Origin of the sequence: Vibrio gazogenes (assembly GCF_023920225.1) — a bacterium.
GTDB classification, from domain to species: domain Bacteria; phylum Pseudomonadota; class Gammaproteobacteria; order Enterobacterales; family Vibrionaceae; genus Vibrio; species Vibrio gazogenes.
In genome coordinates this window covers 2,577,504-2,593,539 of the sequence record NZ_CP092587.1, presented here as the reverse complement: position 1 = coordinate 2,593,539, position 16,036 = coordinate 2,577,504, and the positions used below count along the sequence as shown (strand labels likewise).

The following is a 16,036-nucleotide window of genomic DNA, read 5'->3' as shown; positions in this document are numbered from 1 at the left end:
AATTTGTTGCTTGCGGTTGCATTGAAGCATCGTACAGCACAATAGACTAAATTCAGTACCGAGGATAAGAACGATGGCAATTAGCACCCCCCAAGAAATTATCGAAGATATTCGTCAGGGTAAAATAGTTATCCTGATGGACGATGAAGATCGTGAAAATGAAGGTGATATGATTATTGCCGCAGAGCATATTACACCAGAAGCGATTAATTTTATGGCAACGCATGGGCGGGGGCTGATTTGTCTGACGATGACTAAAGAGCGTTGTCAGCGTTTGGGACTGGCACCGATGGTTCAAGATAATAACGCCCAGTTTACCACCAATTTTACGGTTTCGATTGAAGCTGCTGAAGGCGTTACCACAGGGATTTCAGCCGGAGATCGTGCCCGGACGGTTCAGGCTGCGGTTGCATCTGATGCAAAGGCTTCTGATCTTGTTCAACCCGGTCATATTTTCCCGCTTGCTGCTCAAGATGGTGGCGTATTGATTCGCGCCGGACACACGGAAGCCGGATGTGATTTGGCAAGATTAGCGGGTTTGGAGCCTGCTTCGGTAATTGTCGAGATTCTTAAAGAAGACGGTAGTATGGCAAGACGTCCAGATCTGGAAGTCTTTGCAGAGAAACACCAAATTAAGCTAGGGACGATTGCTGACCTCATTGAATACCGAAATAACACGGAAACCACCATTGAGCGTGTTGCGACTTGTCAGTTGCCAACCGCTCATGGTGAATTCGATTTAATCACTTATCGTGATGTCATCGATAATCAGGTTCACTATGCATTAGTCAAAGAGAAGGAGGGTCAGGATGTTCCTCTGGTCCGGGTTCACCTGATTAACACGTTCACGGATGTACTTCATAGTGATCGGAATACCGATCGGAGCTGGAGTATTGAAGATGCGATGAAACGTATTAGTGTTGAAGGCGGAGTGTTAGTTCTGCTCGGCAATGAAGAGTCTTCGGAACTGATTATTCATCGGGTCAAGATGTTTGAGTTGCAGGATAAAGGTGAAGCACCTGCAATGGCAAAAAAACAAGGGACATCCCGTCGTGTCGGTGTTGGTTCGCAAATCCTTGCTGACTTAGGCGTCACCGATATGAAGTTGCTCTCATCCGCGAATAAAAAATATCATGCATTGGGTGGGTTTGGACTGAATGTTGTGGAATATATCAGTCAGTAAGTCATCTGAGTGGGAGAGGCTCGGATGAAAACAGGCAATCTGTTTCCCTGCGTCTTCAGAAATACCATTAGAAATTAATCATGGAACTATGCTAGAATCCGCCGATTCTCGCTGATCAACAGAGTTTTAAGGAAAGTTTATGAAAGTGATTGAGGGAGGTTTCCCGGCACCTCACGCGAAAATTGCGATTGTCATTTCACGGTTTAATAGTTTTATTAATGAAAGTTTACTTTCCGGTGCAATTGACACGTTGAAACGTCACGGTCAGGTAAGTGATGAGAATATTACGGTTGTTCGTTGTCCGGGTGCCGTTGAACTGCCGCTTGTCGCGCAGCGAGTTGCAAAAACCGGTCAGTTTGATGCGATCGTCTCTCTTGGGACAGTGATCCGAGGCGGAACGCCGCACTTTGACTATGTTTGTAATGAGTGTAATAAAGGCTTAGCTCAGGTTTCTCTTGAGTATAGCTTACCTGTCGCTTTTGGTGTCTTGACTGTTGATACCATCGATCAAGCGATTGAACGCGCAGGAACCAAGGCTGGTAATAAAGGTGCAGAGGCTGCACTGAGCGCACTTGAAATGATTAATGTTCTTTCTGCAATTGATTCCTAATGGGGGCTCATGTGAAACCAGCCGCACGTCGTAATGCACGCCAGTTTGCTTTACAGGCTATTTATTCTTGGCAAATTACCCGTGAGAATGTCTCAACAATTGAGGCTCAGTTTCTCTCTAGTGATAAATATGATGATGAAGAGCATCGCTCAACGGAGCCGGCACTTCGCGCGCCTGAAACTGATGTTGAGTATTTTCGAGATTTGCTCACCGGTGTCGTGCAGAACCACACTGAGCTGGACAGCAAAATTCGTCCTTATGCTTCTCGTCCGATGCAAGATCTGGATATGATGGAACTTGCTTTGCTCCGTTTGGCGATGTATGAGATGACGCGTCGCGGAGATGTGCCTTATAAAGTCGTAATAAACGAAGCCATTGAATTAGCAAAATCTTTTGCAGCAGAAGATAGCCATAAATTTGTCAATGGTGTGCTGGATAAAGCAGCACCTCATGTTCGTAAGAAATAAGTGTTCGTAAGACATAGAAAGCGATTAAAATAAGAAGGTCAGCGAGAGCTGACCTTTTTTATGTGCATGATATACATCTCTCCATATTCGGGAAAAATTTATGACTGGTGAATTTCGTTTAATTGATCGTTTCTTTAAGCAACGACAAACACAGCGTAAAGATGTTCAGCTTGGTATTGGCGATGATTGCGCGATTGTAAAAGTACCCGAGCAAGTCCGGCTTGCGATCAGTACAGATACGATGGTCTCCGGGACTCATTTTCTTCCTGACGTTGACCCGGCTTGGATCGCACATAAAGCCCTAGTGTCTAATTTAAGTGATTTGGCCGCGATGGGGGCTACACCAGCATGGTGTACGCTGGCTTTGACGCTACCTGAAATGGATTCAGTGTGGTTGAGTCGGTTTTGTGATGCCTTTTTTGAGTTAGCAAGTTACTACAATATTCAATTGATCGGTGGTGATACCACCAGAGGGCCGCTGAGTATCACGCTGACAGTACATGGCTTCGTGCCAGAAGCGCATGCGCTAACTCGCAATGGCGCAAAGGTCGGAGACTGGATTTATGTGACTGGAACGCTGGGAGATAGTAAAGCTGGGTTAGAACTGATTTTATCTGCGGAGCAAATACTTGATGATGTGGGTCGGGAGCTAGAAAAGCGTCATTACTTTGCAACCCCCAGAATTCTTGCCGGACAATCATTGTTAAAACAGGCTTCAGCCGCGATCGATATATCTGATGGCTTGATTAGTGACATCCGACATATTCTGACGGGGTCAGAGGTGGGAGCCAGTATTGACGTGAGTCGCCTTCCTGTTTCTGAAGCGCTGTTACAGTACGTGGGCGGTGATATGGTTAAAGCACAGCAATATGCATTAACAAGTGGCGAAGAGTACGAACTCTGCTTTACCGTTCCGAAGGAGAATCAAGGCTCACTGGTCAGTGCGCTTTCTCACTGTGATACACCGTTGACTTGCATTGGACAGATTCGGTCTCAAGGACAGTGGGAACTACATCATGCAGGTGATCCCTTGTCGTGGGAGTTAGCCGGTTATGATCATTTTCAGCAGGAGAAGTAATTGATGAAACCCACAGAACGGCTGCACCTTGGTAATATTTGGCATTTACTGGCGACAGGATTTGGCAGTGGTTTATCCCCGGTGATTCCCGGCACAATGGGGACGCTGGCCGCAATTCCATTCTATCTATTGTTGTCTCAACTGCCATTTGGGATCTATGTAGCCATCACTCTCTTTGCCGCGCTGATTGGTATAAAAATTTGTCAGCGGACGTCAGATGATATGCGTGTTCATGATCATGGTTCGATCGTCTGGGATGAATTTGTTGGTTTTTGGATCACAATGTTAGTTGTTCCCTATATGGTTCAGGGGAGTGGCGAGTGGTCGTGGATCGCTCTTGGTTTTGTATTATTTCGCTTTTTCGATATGGTTAAACCATGGCCGATTCGCTGGCTGGATCAGCATGTTGCCGGGGGATTCGGCATCATGATTGATGACGTACTCGCCGGTGTAATGGCCGGGATTGTGCTTGCGGGGATCGGTTTTGGTATCGGGTGGTTTGGCTGAAACACGGTCGTCGTGAAAGTAAGGTTCCCAGCCGGGAACCTCACCCATCATTTTAATTTCATTAAATCATTTTCAATTTCGTGGATCTTACTGGTGACGACCTTTTCCAGATGGCGCAGATCACTGAGTATTTTCTCTTTCAGATCTTGTTCGGAGAGTTGCTCTGGCGTTGTGATGTGGTTGAGTTCATCAATGACTAATGTGAGATTACGACTGATTTCCGTGACTTCTTTGTATTGATGGCTCCCCCCATCGACCAGTACATTTTTCACTTGTCTCGGGTATTTGAACTTCACACTTTTCGCAAACAGCTCTCCTTTTTGTTTACGAAAATAAATCTTCAGCACATCTTTCAGGGCTTCCTGACGGACGGTGTAGCGTTCTATTTGGGTGGGATCATTGATTCCCAGATTACTGAGGTGTGGGAACATAGGCTATCTCTCCGATGGCTAGTGATAATATCAATGTATCAGCCTCTTCTCGGTTGAGATAGCGTATGTTTCTATTTTGCATTGAAAGTTGTGGTATAGATCGCTCTATTGATACCCAGTTTGTGGTGCGATAGCCCCACTTAGTGGGGCATGAGTGCATCCACATTTCCGATTAAAACCTGTCTCAGATTTTCCTGTTCTTCAATGCTTAGCTTGCCGTGTGTGGCACTGGTAATGATAAATAAGTCTTCAGCTCTTTCACCAATGGTCGTGATTTTGGCACCGTGAATATCAAATCCCAGCTCAGAAAACGTTGCACCGACCGTCGCAAGTAACCCAGGCATATCCAGTGCTACAAATTCAACGAGTGTGCGTTTTTTACTTTTAGTCGGCAGAAAATCAACCTGCGTTTTGACCGTGAAGTGTTTTAAATTACTGGGTGTCCGACGGGTTTTATGCAGGGCTGGCGTTCCCTGTCCGATCGCTCGGTGGAGATGAGATGTCAGTGTTTGATGGCGCTCCGCATCAATGGTATCTCCATTTTGGTCCAGCACCATAAATGTATCCAGTGCGTAACCATCTTTACTGGTCATGATCTGAGCGTCATGAACATTTAGGCCTTTGCGGTCAAGCTCAGCAACAACTGTGGCAAACAGTGCATGTTGATCTTTGGTATAAACAAAAATTTCAGTGCCACCACGGGTGGCTTTCTTACTGATTAAGATCAGCGGTTCATCTGGCATCTGGTGGCGTAACATATGCGTACAGTGCCAGGCGATTTGTTTATGCGTATGGCGTAAGAAATAGTCTGCTTTGAAACGTTGCCATAACGAATCAATTTCTTGCAGACTAAAGCCTTCTTTTCTTAATAAAGCCGAAGAGAGTTGCTGGTTGTGTCGGATTCGCTCTCTGACATCTACCGGGTTCTCCAGACCTCTGCGGAGTGCCCGTTGGGTCGAATAAAACAGTTCCGCCAGTAAGGTCCTTTTCCAACTATTCCACAATTCTGGGTTTGTTGCACAGATGTCCGCAACGGTCAGACAGACGAGAAATTCAAGATATTCTTCATCACGCACTGTTTTCGCAAACTCGATAATTACTTCTGGATCATAGATATCGCGTCGCTGTGCCGTCACCGACATCAGTAAGTGATTTTGCACCAGCCATGATACCAATTTTGCCTCGGGTTTTGATAAACCATGTTCAATACAGAAATCATAGGCTTCGACCGCGCCAATTTCTGAATGGTCACCGCCACGTCCTTTACCGATATCATGGAAAATTGCCGCGATAATCAGTAGCTCTTTCTTTTGCAGGCGAGGGTAAACTTCACAGCAGATCGGGTGATGTTCATGATTTTTGGGATCACTGAAAATCCGAATATGTTTGAGCAAACGAATACTGTGTTCATCGACAGTATAAACATGGAAGAGGTCGAACTGCATTTGTCCGACAATATGACTCCATTGCGGCAGATACGCGGATAAGACGCTATGACGATGCATCAAGCTGAAAGCTTTGGTCAGAGCATTCGGGTGCCGGACTAATTCCATGAATTTTTCTCGGGCTGAAGGCAGCGTGTGTAAAAAGTAGCTGAGTCGGCGTCGGGCTGTTCTAAGCTGTCTCATGGTCGCCGGGGCAACGCCTTCAATCTGAGAATCGTTCGCAATGTGGATAAACATATCCAGAATCGTTTCCGGAGATTGTTGGAAAAGTCCTTCGGTCCGAAGTTCGATCAGATTGCCTCGTTTTTGGAAATGGTCATTGATGATAGTCGGTAGGAAGGCATCTTCTTCATCCAGAATCGCCTGATCAAAGAGTTTAAGTAACATTTTATTGAGTTCAGCCACTCGTCTAAGCGTGCGGTAAAACTCTTTCATCATCATCTCAACAGCATGGTTGCCTTCTCCCTGAAACCCCAGATGTTCGGCAACTTGAGCCTGATGGGCAAACGTTAGGCGATTATCATAACGTTTGAGCTCTAGGTGCAGCGCAAAACGTACCCGCCATAAAAACTCCTGACATTCGGCCAGCTCCCGATATTCAGCATCAGTGAGGAAACCGTGGCTGCTCATTTCGAATAATGAAGTTGCTCCGAAATGTCGTCTGGCTATCCAACTGAGCGTGTGAATATCTCTCAATCCACCGGGCGTTGATTTGATATCGGGTTCCAAATTATAAGTCGTATCGTGATAGCGTGCGTGGCGTGCTTTCTGTTCCTCAACTTTGGCTCGGTAGAACGTCTCTGTCGGCCAGAATGACTCTGACAGAATGATGAGTTTGAGTTGATGAAATATCTCTTCGCAACCAGTGAGCATTCTGGCTTCCTGTAGATTTGTGGCGACGGTTAAATCTTCACGGCCAATCAGACTGCACTCTGCAATGGTTCTGACGGCATGACCGACTTCGAGTTTTAAATCCCAGAGAAGTGTAATGAATTTGCTGATCTGTGCCTGAACGTGGGGCGAAAGTTTTTGTTTGGAAAGAATTAAAATATCAATATCTGACAACGGATGAAGTTCTTTTCTGCCATAACCTCCCACAGCAATCAGCGTGAGTTCATCGATCTGATGAAAATTGTAAGACTGCCATAAACGTTGTAGCAATTGATCCATGTATTCTGCTCGGCCATAAACCAGATCCAGTACTGAATGCGAATTCAGAAACTGTTGTTTTTGCTCATCGGCAAACATTTCCAGCTGATTTTTCAGCGAAGCGAGTGTCAGTTGTTCATCTTGTAGTGTGAGTGGGGATTGAACATGCATATTAGTAGCATCCGTGCGGTATACATCTTGTTTATAAATATGAATCTATCAAAGATACCTTCAGAAGCCTACCTTTTCCCTTTGCGTCCAATTGGAAAAAAGCAGTCATGATGAGGCAACTTTATAGTCTTTTGAGTCGTGAATCGTATCAATTCTGAGCAGGAGAAAGGTGCCTGCAATGTCAGAGGGTATTACGACATGACATGCAGGCTGATTTCTGATTTAGATATTGTGTAAATGACGGGAAATCGTTTCGTCTTTGCGTAAGGTGAGCACCTCACAACCCGTATCGGTGACGAGAAGTGTGTGTTCCCATTGTGCTGAGTTTTTGCAATCTGCGGTATAGACTGTCCAACCGTCTTCTTCATCCAAGCGGCAGCTAAACTTACCCGCATTAATCATCGGCTCGATAGTAAATGTCATCCCCGGTTTCAGGACTGTTCTATCACCGTTTTTATAGTGGACAACCTGTGGCTCCTCATGGAATCCTGCCCCGATACCGTGACCACAGTAATCTTTCACAATAGAAAACTTCATTCGTGGATTATTTTTATTGTTCGTTTTGATGTACTTTTCAATCGCGGTACCGATTTCACCCAATTGGATGCCGGGTTTCACCAATTTCATTGCCAGATAAAGGCTTTCTTGTGCCACCATACACAAACGCTTATCTGCCGGAGAGACGTCGCCAACCAAAAACATTCTGGAGGTATCACCGTGGTATCCGTCTTTTATCACGGTGATATCGAGGTTGATAATATCGCCATCCTTCAGCACTGCCGGGCGCTGAATTTGACCGTATGTACTATCTTCAGTCGCCGGAATACCATGACAGACCACATGATTAATGGACGTACAAATGGATTTTGTAAAGCCATGATAATTAAGTGGCGCCGGAATGGCCTGTTGTGTTTCTGTGATGTACCGATGGCAGATTTGATCCAGTTCTTCTGTCGTTACACCGGGTTTGACGTGAGGTTCAATCATTTCGAGTACATCTGCCGCAAGCTGGCCGGCAACACGCATCTTCTCTATTTCTTCTGCGGTTTTTATATTTACAGACATCGGTAATCTCTATTTTATTTGGGGGCACTGTATTGTACTGATAGCTTATTTTAACAAGCGCTGGCAGGAGCGCAAGCTGACAACATCGATGTAACATGATAAACCTGAATATCAAGCGGTGCACCTGTGGGAGATGATATTTTTTTCTAGCCAGTCAGCCGTAAAATATGATATAAAGCGCGCCGGAATGACAGAGTCGATTCCTATCTCGCACAGAGGTATGAGTCAGATTGCATTCCTTCCATTTACTTCTTTAAATCACACACATTCCGACACGTGTTCCGGGGTGCCTTTGTTGAAATTGTTCAAAGGTCGGATGCATGGGGGATGTGGAGGCCTAACCCCATAGAGGATGAAAATATGGCAACTGTATCAATGCGCGATATGCTGAAAGCTGGTGTTCACTTTGGTCACCAGACTCGTTACTGGAACCCAAAAATGAAGCCTTTCATTTTTGGTGCTCGTAACCGTGTTCATATCATTAACCTAGAAAAAACTGTTCCAATGTTCAACGAAGCGCTGGCTGAGCTGGCAAAAATCGGTGAGAAAAAAGGAAAAGTTCTGTTTGTAGGGACAAAACGCGCTGCATCTGAATCTGTAAAAGAAGCTGCATTAGCAAGCAACCAATACTATGTTAACAATCGCTGGTTAGGTGGTATGTTAACGAACTGGAAAACCGTTCGTCAGTCAATCAAGCGTCTGAAAGAGCTTGAAGCGCAATCAACAGACGGTACTTTCGACAAGCTCACCAAGAAAGAAGCTCTGATGCGTACTCGCGAAATGGAGAAGCTCGAGAAATCTCTTGGTGGTATCAAAGATATGGGTGGTTTACCAGACGCTCTGTTCATCATCGATGCTGATCACGAGCACATCGCAGTTAAAGAAGCGAACAATCTGGGTATCCCTGTATTCGCAGTCGTTGATACGAACTCTAATCCAGATGGTGTTGACTATATTGTCCCAGGTAATGATGATGCAATCCGTGCAGTTCAACTTTATCTGAATGCTGCTGCTTCATCTATCAGCGAAGGCCGTAACAAAGACGTTGTTGCTGTTGCTGAAAAAGATGGTTTCGTAGAAGCTGAATAATTGCGGCTCTGAGTCACACTTAGTCTGATGTGCAACATCCGTGACATATCGACTAGGTTATAGTTAACATTGGGGGCCGCAAACTGGCCCCTAATTTTTACCATATCCAGAATCAATCGAGGAATAGAGAATGGCTGTTACTGCTGCTCTAGTAAAAGAACTGCGCGAGCGTACTGGCGCAGGTATGATGGAATGTAAGAAAGCGCTTGTTGAAACAGACGGCGACATTGAACTTGCAATCGAAAACATGCGTAAAAGTGGTGCTGCTAAAGCTGCTAAAAAAGCAGGTAATCTGGCAGCTGAAGGTACTATTATTATCAAAGAAGGTGAAGGCTCTGCCGCTCTTCTTGAAGTGAACTGCCAAACTGACTTTGTTGCGAAAGATGAAAACTTTAGCGCATTTGCCCATGAAGTGGCTGCTGAAGCCCTCGCTTCTAAAGCATCTGTAGAAGAGCTACAGGCTAAATTTGAAGACACGCGTGTTGCACTGGTTGCAAAAATTGGTGAAAACGTCACTATCCGTCGTGTTGAGTATATTGAAGGTTCAGCGATCGCGTCTTATCGCCACGGTGAAAAAATTGGTGTTGTTGTTGCTGGTGAAGGTGACGCTGAAACACTCAAGCACATCGCAATGCACGTTGCTGCATCTAGCCCTGAGTATGTGACACCGGACGATGTACCTGCTGATGTTGTTGCGAAAGAACGTGACGTTCAAGTCGAAATCGCAATGAATGAAGGTAAGCCAAAAGAAATCGCAGAGAAGATGGTTACAGGCCGGATGAAGAAATTCACAGGCGAAATCTCTCTGACCGGTCAGGCTTTCGTCATGGAACCGAAGAAATCCGTCGGCGAAATTTTGAAAGAAAAAGGTGCTTCTGTTTCTGCGTTTGTCCGTCTTGAAGTCGGTGAAGGTATTGAAAAGAAAGAAAGCCTAAGTTTTGCTGAAGAAGTTGCACTGGCTCAGAAAGGTTAATTTCTGATTCGTGAAGCGATTAAAAGGACCGTGGCTATTGCTACGGTCTTTTCACGAATGAAACCATCATTAATTGTGATGAATATGTGTTTATAATTGTCTGCAAGCATCTATTCATGACCATTAATCGATGAATAACTTTCTTGAGAAGGTAAAACACCATGACAACGAATCCGAAACCTGCATATCAACGTATTTTGTTAAAACTCAGTGGTGAAGCTCTGCAAGGTGAGCAAGGCTTTGGTATTGACCCGACCGTGCTTGATCGGATGGCTCAGGAAGTGAAAGAACTGGTTGAGTTAGGCGTTCAGGTCGGTGTTGTGATTGGTGGTGGCAACCTATTTCGTGGCGAAGGACTTGCCAAAGCAGGGATGAATCGTGTTGTTGGTGATCATATGGGGATGCTGGCAACCGTCATGAACGGGCTGGCGATGCGTGACGCACTGCATCGCGCTTATGTCAATGCCCGAGTCATGTCTGCTATTCCACTGAATGGTGTGTGTGATAATTATAATTGGGCCAATGCGATCAGTCAGCTTCGTCAGGGACGCGTGGTGATCTTTTCAGCAGGAACCGGTAACCCTTTCTTTACAACCGATTCTGCTGCATGTTTACGTGGTATTGAAATTGAAGCTGATGTTGTGCTCAAAGCCACAAAAGTTGATGGTGTTTATAGTGCGGATCCGGTAGCAAACCCTGATGCAGAACTGTATGATAGGCTGACTTATAACGATGTCCTTGAAAAGGAACTACGGGTCATGGATTTGGCAGCCTTCACGCTTGCCAGAGATCATCAAATGCCAATCCGAGTCTTTAATATGAATAAACCCGGAGCTCTGCGTCGTATTGTGATGGGTGAAGCTGAAGGGACACTCATAAACAACAAGGCTTCATTGTAATCTTTATAGGTTGAGTAAGAATTAAGGTGATAATGTGATTAATGAAATCAAAAAAGACGCTCAAGAGAGAATGGATAAGAGTGTAGACGCGCTCAAAAATAACCTATCTAAAGTTCGTACAGGGCGAGCCCATCCCAGTTTGCTTTCTGGCATTTCCGTAGAATACTATGGCGCATCGACACCATTGAATCAGGTTGCGAACGTCATTGCCGAAGATTCAAGAACACTTGCGATTACAGTTTTTGACAAAGAATTGGCACCAAAGGTAGAAAAAGCCATTATGATGTCTGATCTGGGATTAAACCCAATGTCTGCCGGTACTGTCATTCGCGTTCCTCTGCCAGCGTTGACGGAAGAACGTCGTCGTGATTTGGTTAAAATTGTTCGCGGAGAAGCAGAAGGTGGTAGGGTTGCGGTACGTAATATTCGTCGTGATGCTAACACTGAGCTGAAAAATCTATTGAAAGATAAAGAAATTTCAGAAGATGAAGAACGTAAAGCCCAAGATGACATCCAAAAATTGACTGATGTTGCGGTGAAGAATATCGATGATGTTCTTGCTGCGAAAGAAAAAGAGTTGATGGAAGTTTAATTGGTCTTTCCATATATAATTGAGGCGCTGCGCAAAACCAGTACAGCGCCTTTTTGTTTGACATATTTTATTGAAAATCAATTCGTTTCTTATGCAAAAATCACAACTCTCGTCTGAAGCACTTCCCCAACATATTGCTATTATTATGGATGGTAATGGACGATGGGCTAAAGCTCGGGGAAAACCGAGGGTTTTTGGACATAAAAATGGTGTCAAAGCGGTAAGGAAAACGATAACGACAGCAGCCCAACTTGGCATTCAGGCGGTCACTTTATTTGCTTTTAGTAGCGAAAATTGGCGACGACCTGAAGATGAAGTCGGGGTGTTGATGGAGTTATTTATTACAGCGTTGTCTACAGAAGCAAAGAAACTTCACAAAAATAATCTCCGATTACGGGTCATTGGTGATACCTCTCGCTTTAATTCTCGCTTACAGGATAAAATTGCTCAGACAGAAATGTTGACGGCTCAGAATACTGGAATGGTTGTGAATATCGCAGCCAACTATGGTGGTCAATGGGATATAACTCAAGCCGCGCGGCAAGTCGCTGAAAAAGTTGCGACAGGCGTTTTGACGCCATCTGACATTACCGAAAATATCCTGGCTCAACATATGACGATGTCTGATTTGCCAAATGTTGATTTGTTGATTAGAACGAGTGGTGAATGCCGGATCAGTAATTTTATGTTGTGGCAACTTGCTTACGCTGAGTTGTATTTTACGCCGACTTTTTGGCCTGATTTTAATGAAGAAAGCTTAATTGAAGCAATGACTTGGTTTGTGAATCGTGAACGACGTTTCGGGTGCACCGGTGAACAAATTAAAGCAATGATGGATAAAAGATAAAGGTTCAGGATTTGAAGCTGAGAATTATTACCGCCTTGGTGTTGGCTCCCCTAGTTATATTAGGGATTTTTAAATTACCGTTGAGTATTTTCATCGCTGCATTGGCTCTGTTAGCGTTGCTTGGTTTTTGGGAATGGACACAATTTATTAGTTTAGATGCTCGTCTTATTTCGCTGCTGCCAGCCGTTTTTATCGGTGGTTTTAGTTTGTGGTGTTTGCCTGAAAACTTTTCGATGAATCATGCTCTCCCGCTGCCTTACCAAGCTCTGTTATGGAGTGGCTTTCTGTGGTGGTTTATCGCAAGCTATCTTGCTGTTTCTTATCCAAAATCCCGACCACTTTGGGAGCATTCGAAAGGACTCAAACATCTATTTGGGTTACTCACACTCATTCCATTCTTCTGGAGTGTTTTATTGTTAAGAACGGAAGGATTATCCGTTGACCCGTACCACGGTGCAAAGCTGGTTCTTTTTGTTTGTCTGATTGTTTGGGTGGCAGATAGTGCTGCTTATTTTTCTGGCCGATTTTTTGGCAAGCATAAAATGGCACCAGAAGTGAGCCCGAATAAAACCATCGAAGGTTTAATTGGTGGGGTTGTGGCTGCATGTCTCGTTGCTTTTGGATTGGTGGAATGGTTTGAATTGCACTTTTCAAGTACGAGTATGATGTTAGTGACAATTCTATTGACAGTTATTTTCTCTGTACTCGGTGACTTGGTCGAGAGTATGTTTAAGCGTGTCGCAGGAATCAAAGACAGTAGTCATATTATTCCCGGGCATGGTGGTATTTTAGATCGCATTGATAGTTTGACTGCCGCATTTCCTGTATTTGCATTCCTGTACTTTCAGGTGTAGTTGAGTTGGTCGCTGGTGCTGTTCGGATTTTGCAATGATGTCCCAAAAGAGTGATACGATTTCTTTTATGCGTAAATTAACTATTTTAGGCGCTACAGGCTCCATTGGTGCCAGTACGCTTCGGGTCATGGAAGAAAATCCCGAACGATTCTCTGTCGTCGCTTTAGTTGCCGGCAGTGATGTTGAGAAAATGTATCAACTGTGCTGTCGTTGGCAACCACAATATGCTGTGATGGCATCAGAGCAGGCCGCTCATCAACTGCGGTTGCGTTTACAGACCGATGCCGTGAAGACGGAGGTCTTGTCCGGTATACAGGCAATGTGTGACGTTGCGGCGCTTAATGAGGTCGATACAGTGATGTCTGCGATTGTTGGTGCTGCCGGATTGCTACCGACAATGTCTGCTATTAAAGCTGGAAAACGGGTGTTACTGGCAAATAAAGAAGCCTTAGTGATGTCCGGTCAGTTATTTATCAATGCTGTCGAAGAGTACGGAGCTCAGTTGCTTCCTGTTGACAGTGAACACAATGCTATTTTTCAATCACTTCCTTCGAATTGCCAACAAGTTTTAGGACGGTGCAATCTGGCCGAAAGTGGCATCTCTCATCTCTTGTTAACCGGTTCTGGCGGGCCATTTCGTTATACCCCGATCCATACTCTTTCTGATGTTACGCCAGAACAGGCCATCGCTCATCCTAATTGGTCTATGGGGCCTAAAATTTCTGTTGATTCAGCCACAATGATGAATAAAGGGCTTGAGTATATCGAAGCGAAATGGTTGTTTAATACTTCGCGCGATCAGCTTAAAGTTCTGATTCATCCTCAGTCTGTGATTCATTCTATGGTTCAGTATCGTGATGGGAGTGTGATTGCTCAGATGGGAGAGCCAGACATGGCAACACCGATTGCTCATGTGCTGGGGTATCCTGAACAGCGGCTTTCGTCGGGCGTTGCGCCATTGGATTTTTCTCAGTTGAGTGAGCTGACGTTCATGCAGGCTGATATGGCGCGCTATCCTTGTTTACAGTTGGCGATTGATGCTTGTTACGAGGGGCAACACGCGACGACGTCGCTGAATGCCGCGAATGAAATTGCTGTTGATGCATTTTTAAATCGTGGGATTCGTTTTACAGATATTGCTGTGATTAATGAGCGCGTTTTGTCGAAGGTATGTGCAACAGCAAGCGCATCTTCTGTCATGAATTTGGAATCTTTACTGGAGATCGATAAGATAGCGCGACAATCGGCACAGCAATTAGTCAAAGAGTATTCGTTATGAACAGTATTCTGTGGAACCTCATTTCATTCATTCTGGCATTAGGCATACTGGTTGCCGTTCATGAATTTGGTCATTTCTGGGTTGCACGGCGCTGCGGGGTCAAGGTCGAGAAATTTTCAATTGGGTTTGGACGCTCGATTTGGCGTCGGATCGCCAAAGATGGAACTGAATATAGCATTTCAGTGATCCCGTTAGGGGGATATGTGAAGATGCTCGATAGTCGGGTGGCTGATGTTCCTGAACACTTGCAACATCTGGCTTTTGACCGGAAAAATTTATGGAGACGGACCGCAATTGTTGCCGCCGGACCAGTCTTTAATTTTCTGTTTGCTGTTTTCGCCTATTGGGCCGTTTATTGTATCGGTATTCCTGCGGTAAAACCGGTCGTCGGTGAAGTCGCCCCGACATCGATTGTTGCGGATGCCGGATTACGTTCCGGTATGGAAATTCAGTCGGTGTCTGGCGTTGAAACAGGGAATTGGGAATCGGTCAATATGGCTCTCATTTCTCATATTGGTGATGCGCAGATGACCCTCACGGTTCGTGAACCTGATGCTATCGGTCACCAAGAAATTTTGCATCTCGACCTGTCAACATGGAACTTTGATCCAGAAAAAGAGTCTCCAATGAAGGCTCTTGGTTTTAAGCCATATTCACCGAAGGTCTCAACGGTTTTGGAACAGGTGATTGACGAAGGTGCAGGCGCTGTCGCCGGATTAACAAAAGGTGATAGGATTGTCACTATCGATGGTAAAGACGTGTCTTCGTGGCAACAGTTGGTTCAGTCGGTACAAAGCAGTCCGAATAAGCCTCTGGAACTGTCGGTATTAAGAGATGGACAGTATCTTGATATCACAATGATTCCGAACGCTAAAACATTATCTGATGGGCGAACCATCGGTTTTGCAGGAATCTCTCCGACAGTGGGGCAGTGGCCGGAAAATTATCGCTATAATTTACAGTACGGTGTTTTTGAGGCTGTTCCGAAGGCCGTTGAAAAAACGGGGCAAGTGATTAATCTGACCCTCAGCATGTTGAAAAAACTGTTGGTTGGTGATGTCGGACTGAATAATTTAAGTGGGCCGATTTCTATCGCGAAAGGGGCAGGAACAACAGCAGAATATGGATTGGTTTATTTCTTAGGATTTTTGGCATTAATTAGCATTAACCTAGGAATCATCAATTTAGTGCCGCTTCCGATGTTGGATGGAGGACATCTGATGTTTTTTGCAATTGAGGCGATTACCAGACATCCTGTTCCGGAAAAGGTACAAGAGATTGGGTACCGAATCGGTGGCGCAATTATTTTTTCACTCATGGCAATCGCCATGTTTAATGATTTTACACGCCTGTGATGAATCTGCATTGATTGGGCATGGTTGTACAAAGGAATAATT

General features: G+C 44.9%; 16 protein-coding genes. 13 read left to right on the top strand and 3 right to left on the bottom strand.

Annotated features, from left to right (window positions below; translation table 11 throughout):
• Positions 1-73: 73 nt before the first annotated feature.
• The 5 genes from ribBA (at position 74) to pgpA (ending at position 3,845) form a co-directional block, all read left to right on the top strand.
• The gene (gene ribBA / locus MKS89_RS11580) at positions 74-1,183 is read left to right on the top strand and encodes a bifunctional 3,4-dihydroxy-2-butanone-4-phosphate synthase/GTP cyclohydrolase II (RefSeq protein WP_072956241.1); all 1,110 of its coding nucleotides are present in this window, start codon (positions 74-76) and stop codon (positions 1,181-1,183) included.
• 139 nt (positions 1,184-1,322) lie between these two features.
• The gene (gene ribH / locus MKS89_RS11575; RefSeq protein ID WP_072956243.1) at positions 1,323-1,793 is read left to right on the top strand and encodes a 6,7-dimethyl-8-ribityllumazine synthase; all 471 of its coding nucleotides are present in this window, start codon (positions 1,323-1,325) and stop codon (positions 1,791-1,793) included.
• Complete coding sequence (nusB, locus tag MKS89_RS11570) at positions 1,793-2,260, top strand: transcription antitermination factor NusB (protein ID WP_072956245.1); 468 nt, start codon at positions 1,793-1,795, stop codon at positions 2,258-2,260. Before ribH ends, nusB begins: the two co-directional genes overlap by 1 nt.
• Before the next feature lie 100 nt (positions 2,261-2,360).
• On the top strand, positions 2,361-3,338 hold the full coding sequence (gene thiL, locus MKS89_RS11565) for a thiamine-phosphate kinase (protein WP_072956248.1): 978 nt from the start codon (positions 2,361-2,363) through the stop codon (positions 3,336-3,338).
• Positions 3,339-3,845, top strand: coding sequence for a phosphatidylglycerophosphatase A (pgpA, locus tag MKS89_RS11560; protein ID WP_370737053.1), 507 nt, complete (start codon positions 3,339-3,341; stop codon positions 3,843-3,845).
• A 47-nt stretch (positions 3,846-3,892) separates the two neighbouring features.
• Here pgpA and MKS89_RS11555 read toward each other — a convergent pair whose 3' ends face one another.
• The 3 genes from MKS89_RS11555 to map all read right to left on the bottom strand — a co-directional run bounded on the left by MKS89_RS11555 (position 3,893) and on the right by map (position 8,106).
• The gene (locus MKS89_RS11555; protein ID WP_072956253.1) at positions 3,893-4,276 is read right to left on the bottom strand and encodes a DUF3461 family protein; all 384 of its coding nucleotides are present in this window, start codon (positions 4,274-4,276) and stop codon (positions 3,893-3,895) included.
• Between the two features lie 140 nt (positions 4,277-4,416).
• Positions 4,417-7,041, bottom strand: a complete 2,625-nt coding sequence (glnD, locus tag MKS89_RS11550; RefSeq protein WP_072956256.1) for a bifunctional uridylyltransferase/uridylyl-removing protein GlnD — start codon at positions 7,039-7,041, stop codon at positions 4,417-4,419.
• Between the two features lie 222 nt (positions 7,042-7,263).
• Positions 7,264-8,106, bottom strand: coding sequence for a type I methionyl aminopeptidase (map, locus tag MKS89_RS11545; protein WP_072956259.1), 843 nt, complete (start codon positions 8,104-8,106; stop codon positions 7,264-7,266).
• A gap of 360 nt (positions 8,107-8,466) precedes the next feature.
• Here map and rpsB point away from each other — a divergent pair, with 360 nt between their 5' ends.
• The 8 genes from rpsB (at position 8,467) to rseP (ending at position 15,994) form a co-directional block, all read left to right on the top strand.
• Positions 8,467-9,195, top strand: a complete 729-nt coding sequence (gene rpsB / locus MKS89_RS11540; protein ID WP_106406926.1) for a 30S ribosomal protein S2 — start codon at positions 8,467-8,469, stop codon at positions 9,193-9,195.
• 130 nt (positions 9,196-9,325) lie between these two features.
• Positions 9,326-10,168 carry a translation elongation factor Ts gene (gene tsf / locus MKS89_RS11535; protein WP_072956264.1) on the top strand — a complete coding sequence of 281 codons (843 nt, stop codon included), beginning with the start codon at positions 9,326-9,328 and terminating at the stop codon, positions 10,166-10,168.
• Between the two features lie 161 nt (positions 10,169-10,329).
• A complete protein-coding gene (gene pyrH / locus MKS89_RS11530; RefSeq protein WP_072956266.1) occupies positions 10,330-11,067 on the top strand; it encodes a UMP kinase in 738 nt (245 codons plus the stop codon).
• 34 nt (positions 11,068-11,101) lie between these two features.
• Positions 11,102-11,659: a ribosome recycling factor gene (gene frr / locus MKS89_RS11525; protein ID WP_072956269.1), complete on the top strand. Its 558-nt coding sequence runs from the start codon at positions 11,102-11,104 to the stop codon at positions 11,657-11,659.
• A 91-nt stretch (positions 11,660-11,750) separates the two neighbouring features.
• Positions 11,751-12,506, top strand: coding sequence for a polyprenyl diphosphate synthase (gene uppS / locus MKS89_RS11520; protein WP_072956271.1), 756 nt, complete (start codon positions 11,751-11,753; stop codon positions 12,504-12,506).
• A gap of 11 nt (positions 12,507-12,517) precedes the next feature.
• Complete coding sequence (locus tag MKS89_RS11515) at positions 12,518-13,360, top strand: phosphatidate cytidylyltransferase (RefSeq protein ID WP_072956274.1); 843 nt, start codon at positions 12,518-12,520, stop codon at positions 13,358-13,360.
• 67 nt (positions 13,361-13,427) lie between these two features.
• Complete coding sequence (ispC, locus tag MKS89_RS11510) at positions 13,428-14,639, top strand: 1-deoxy-D-xylulose-5-phosphate reductoisomerase (RefSeq protein WP_072956469.1); 1,212 nt, start codon at positions 13,428-13,430, stop codon at positions 14,637-14,639.
• Positions 14,636-15,994: a sigma E protease regulator RseP gene (gene rseP, locus MKS89_RS11505; protein WP_072956277.1), complete on the top strand. Its 1,359-nt coding sequence runs from the start codon at positions 14,636-14,638 to the stop codon at positions 15,992-15,994. Before ispC ends, rseP begins: the two co-directional genes overlap by 4 nt.
• Positions 15,995-16,036 lie beyond the last annotated feature (42 nt).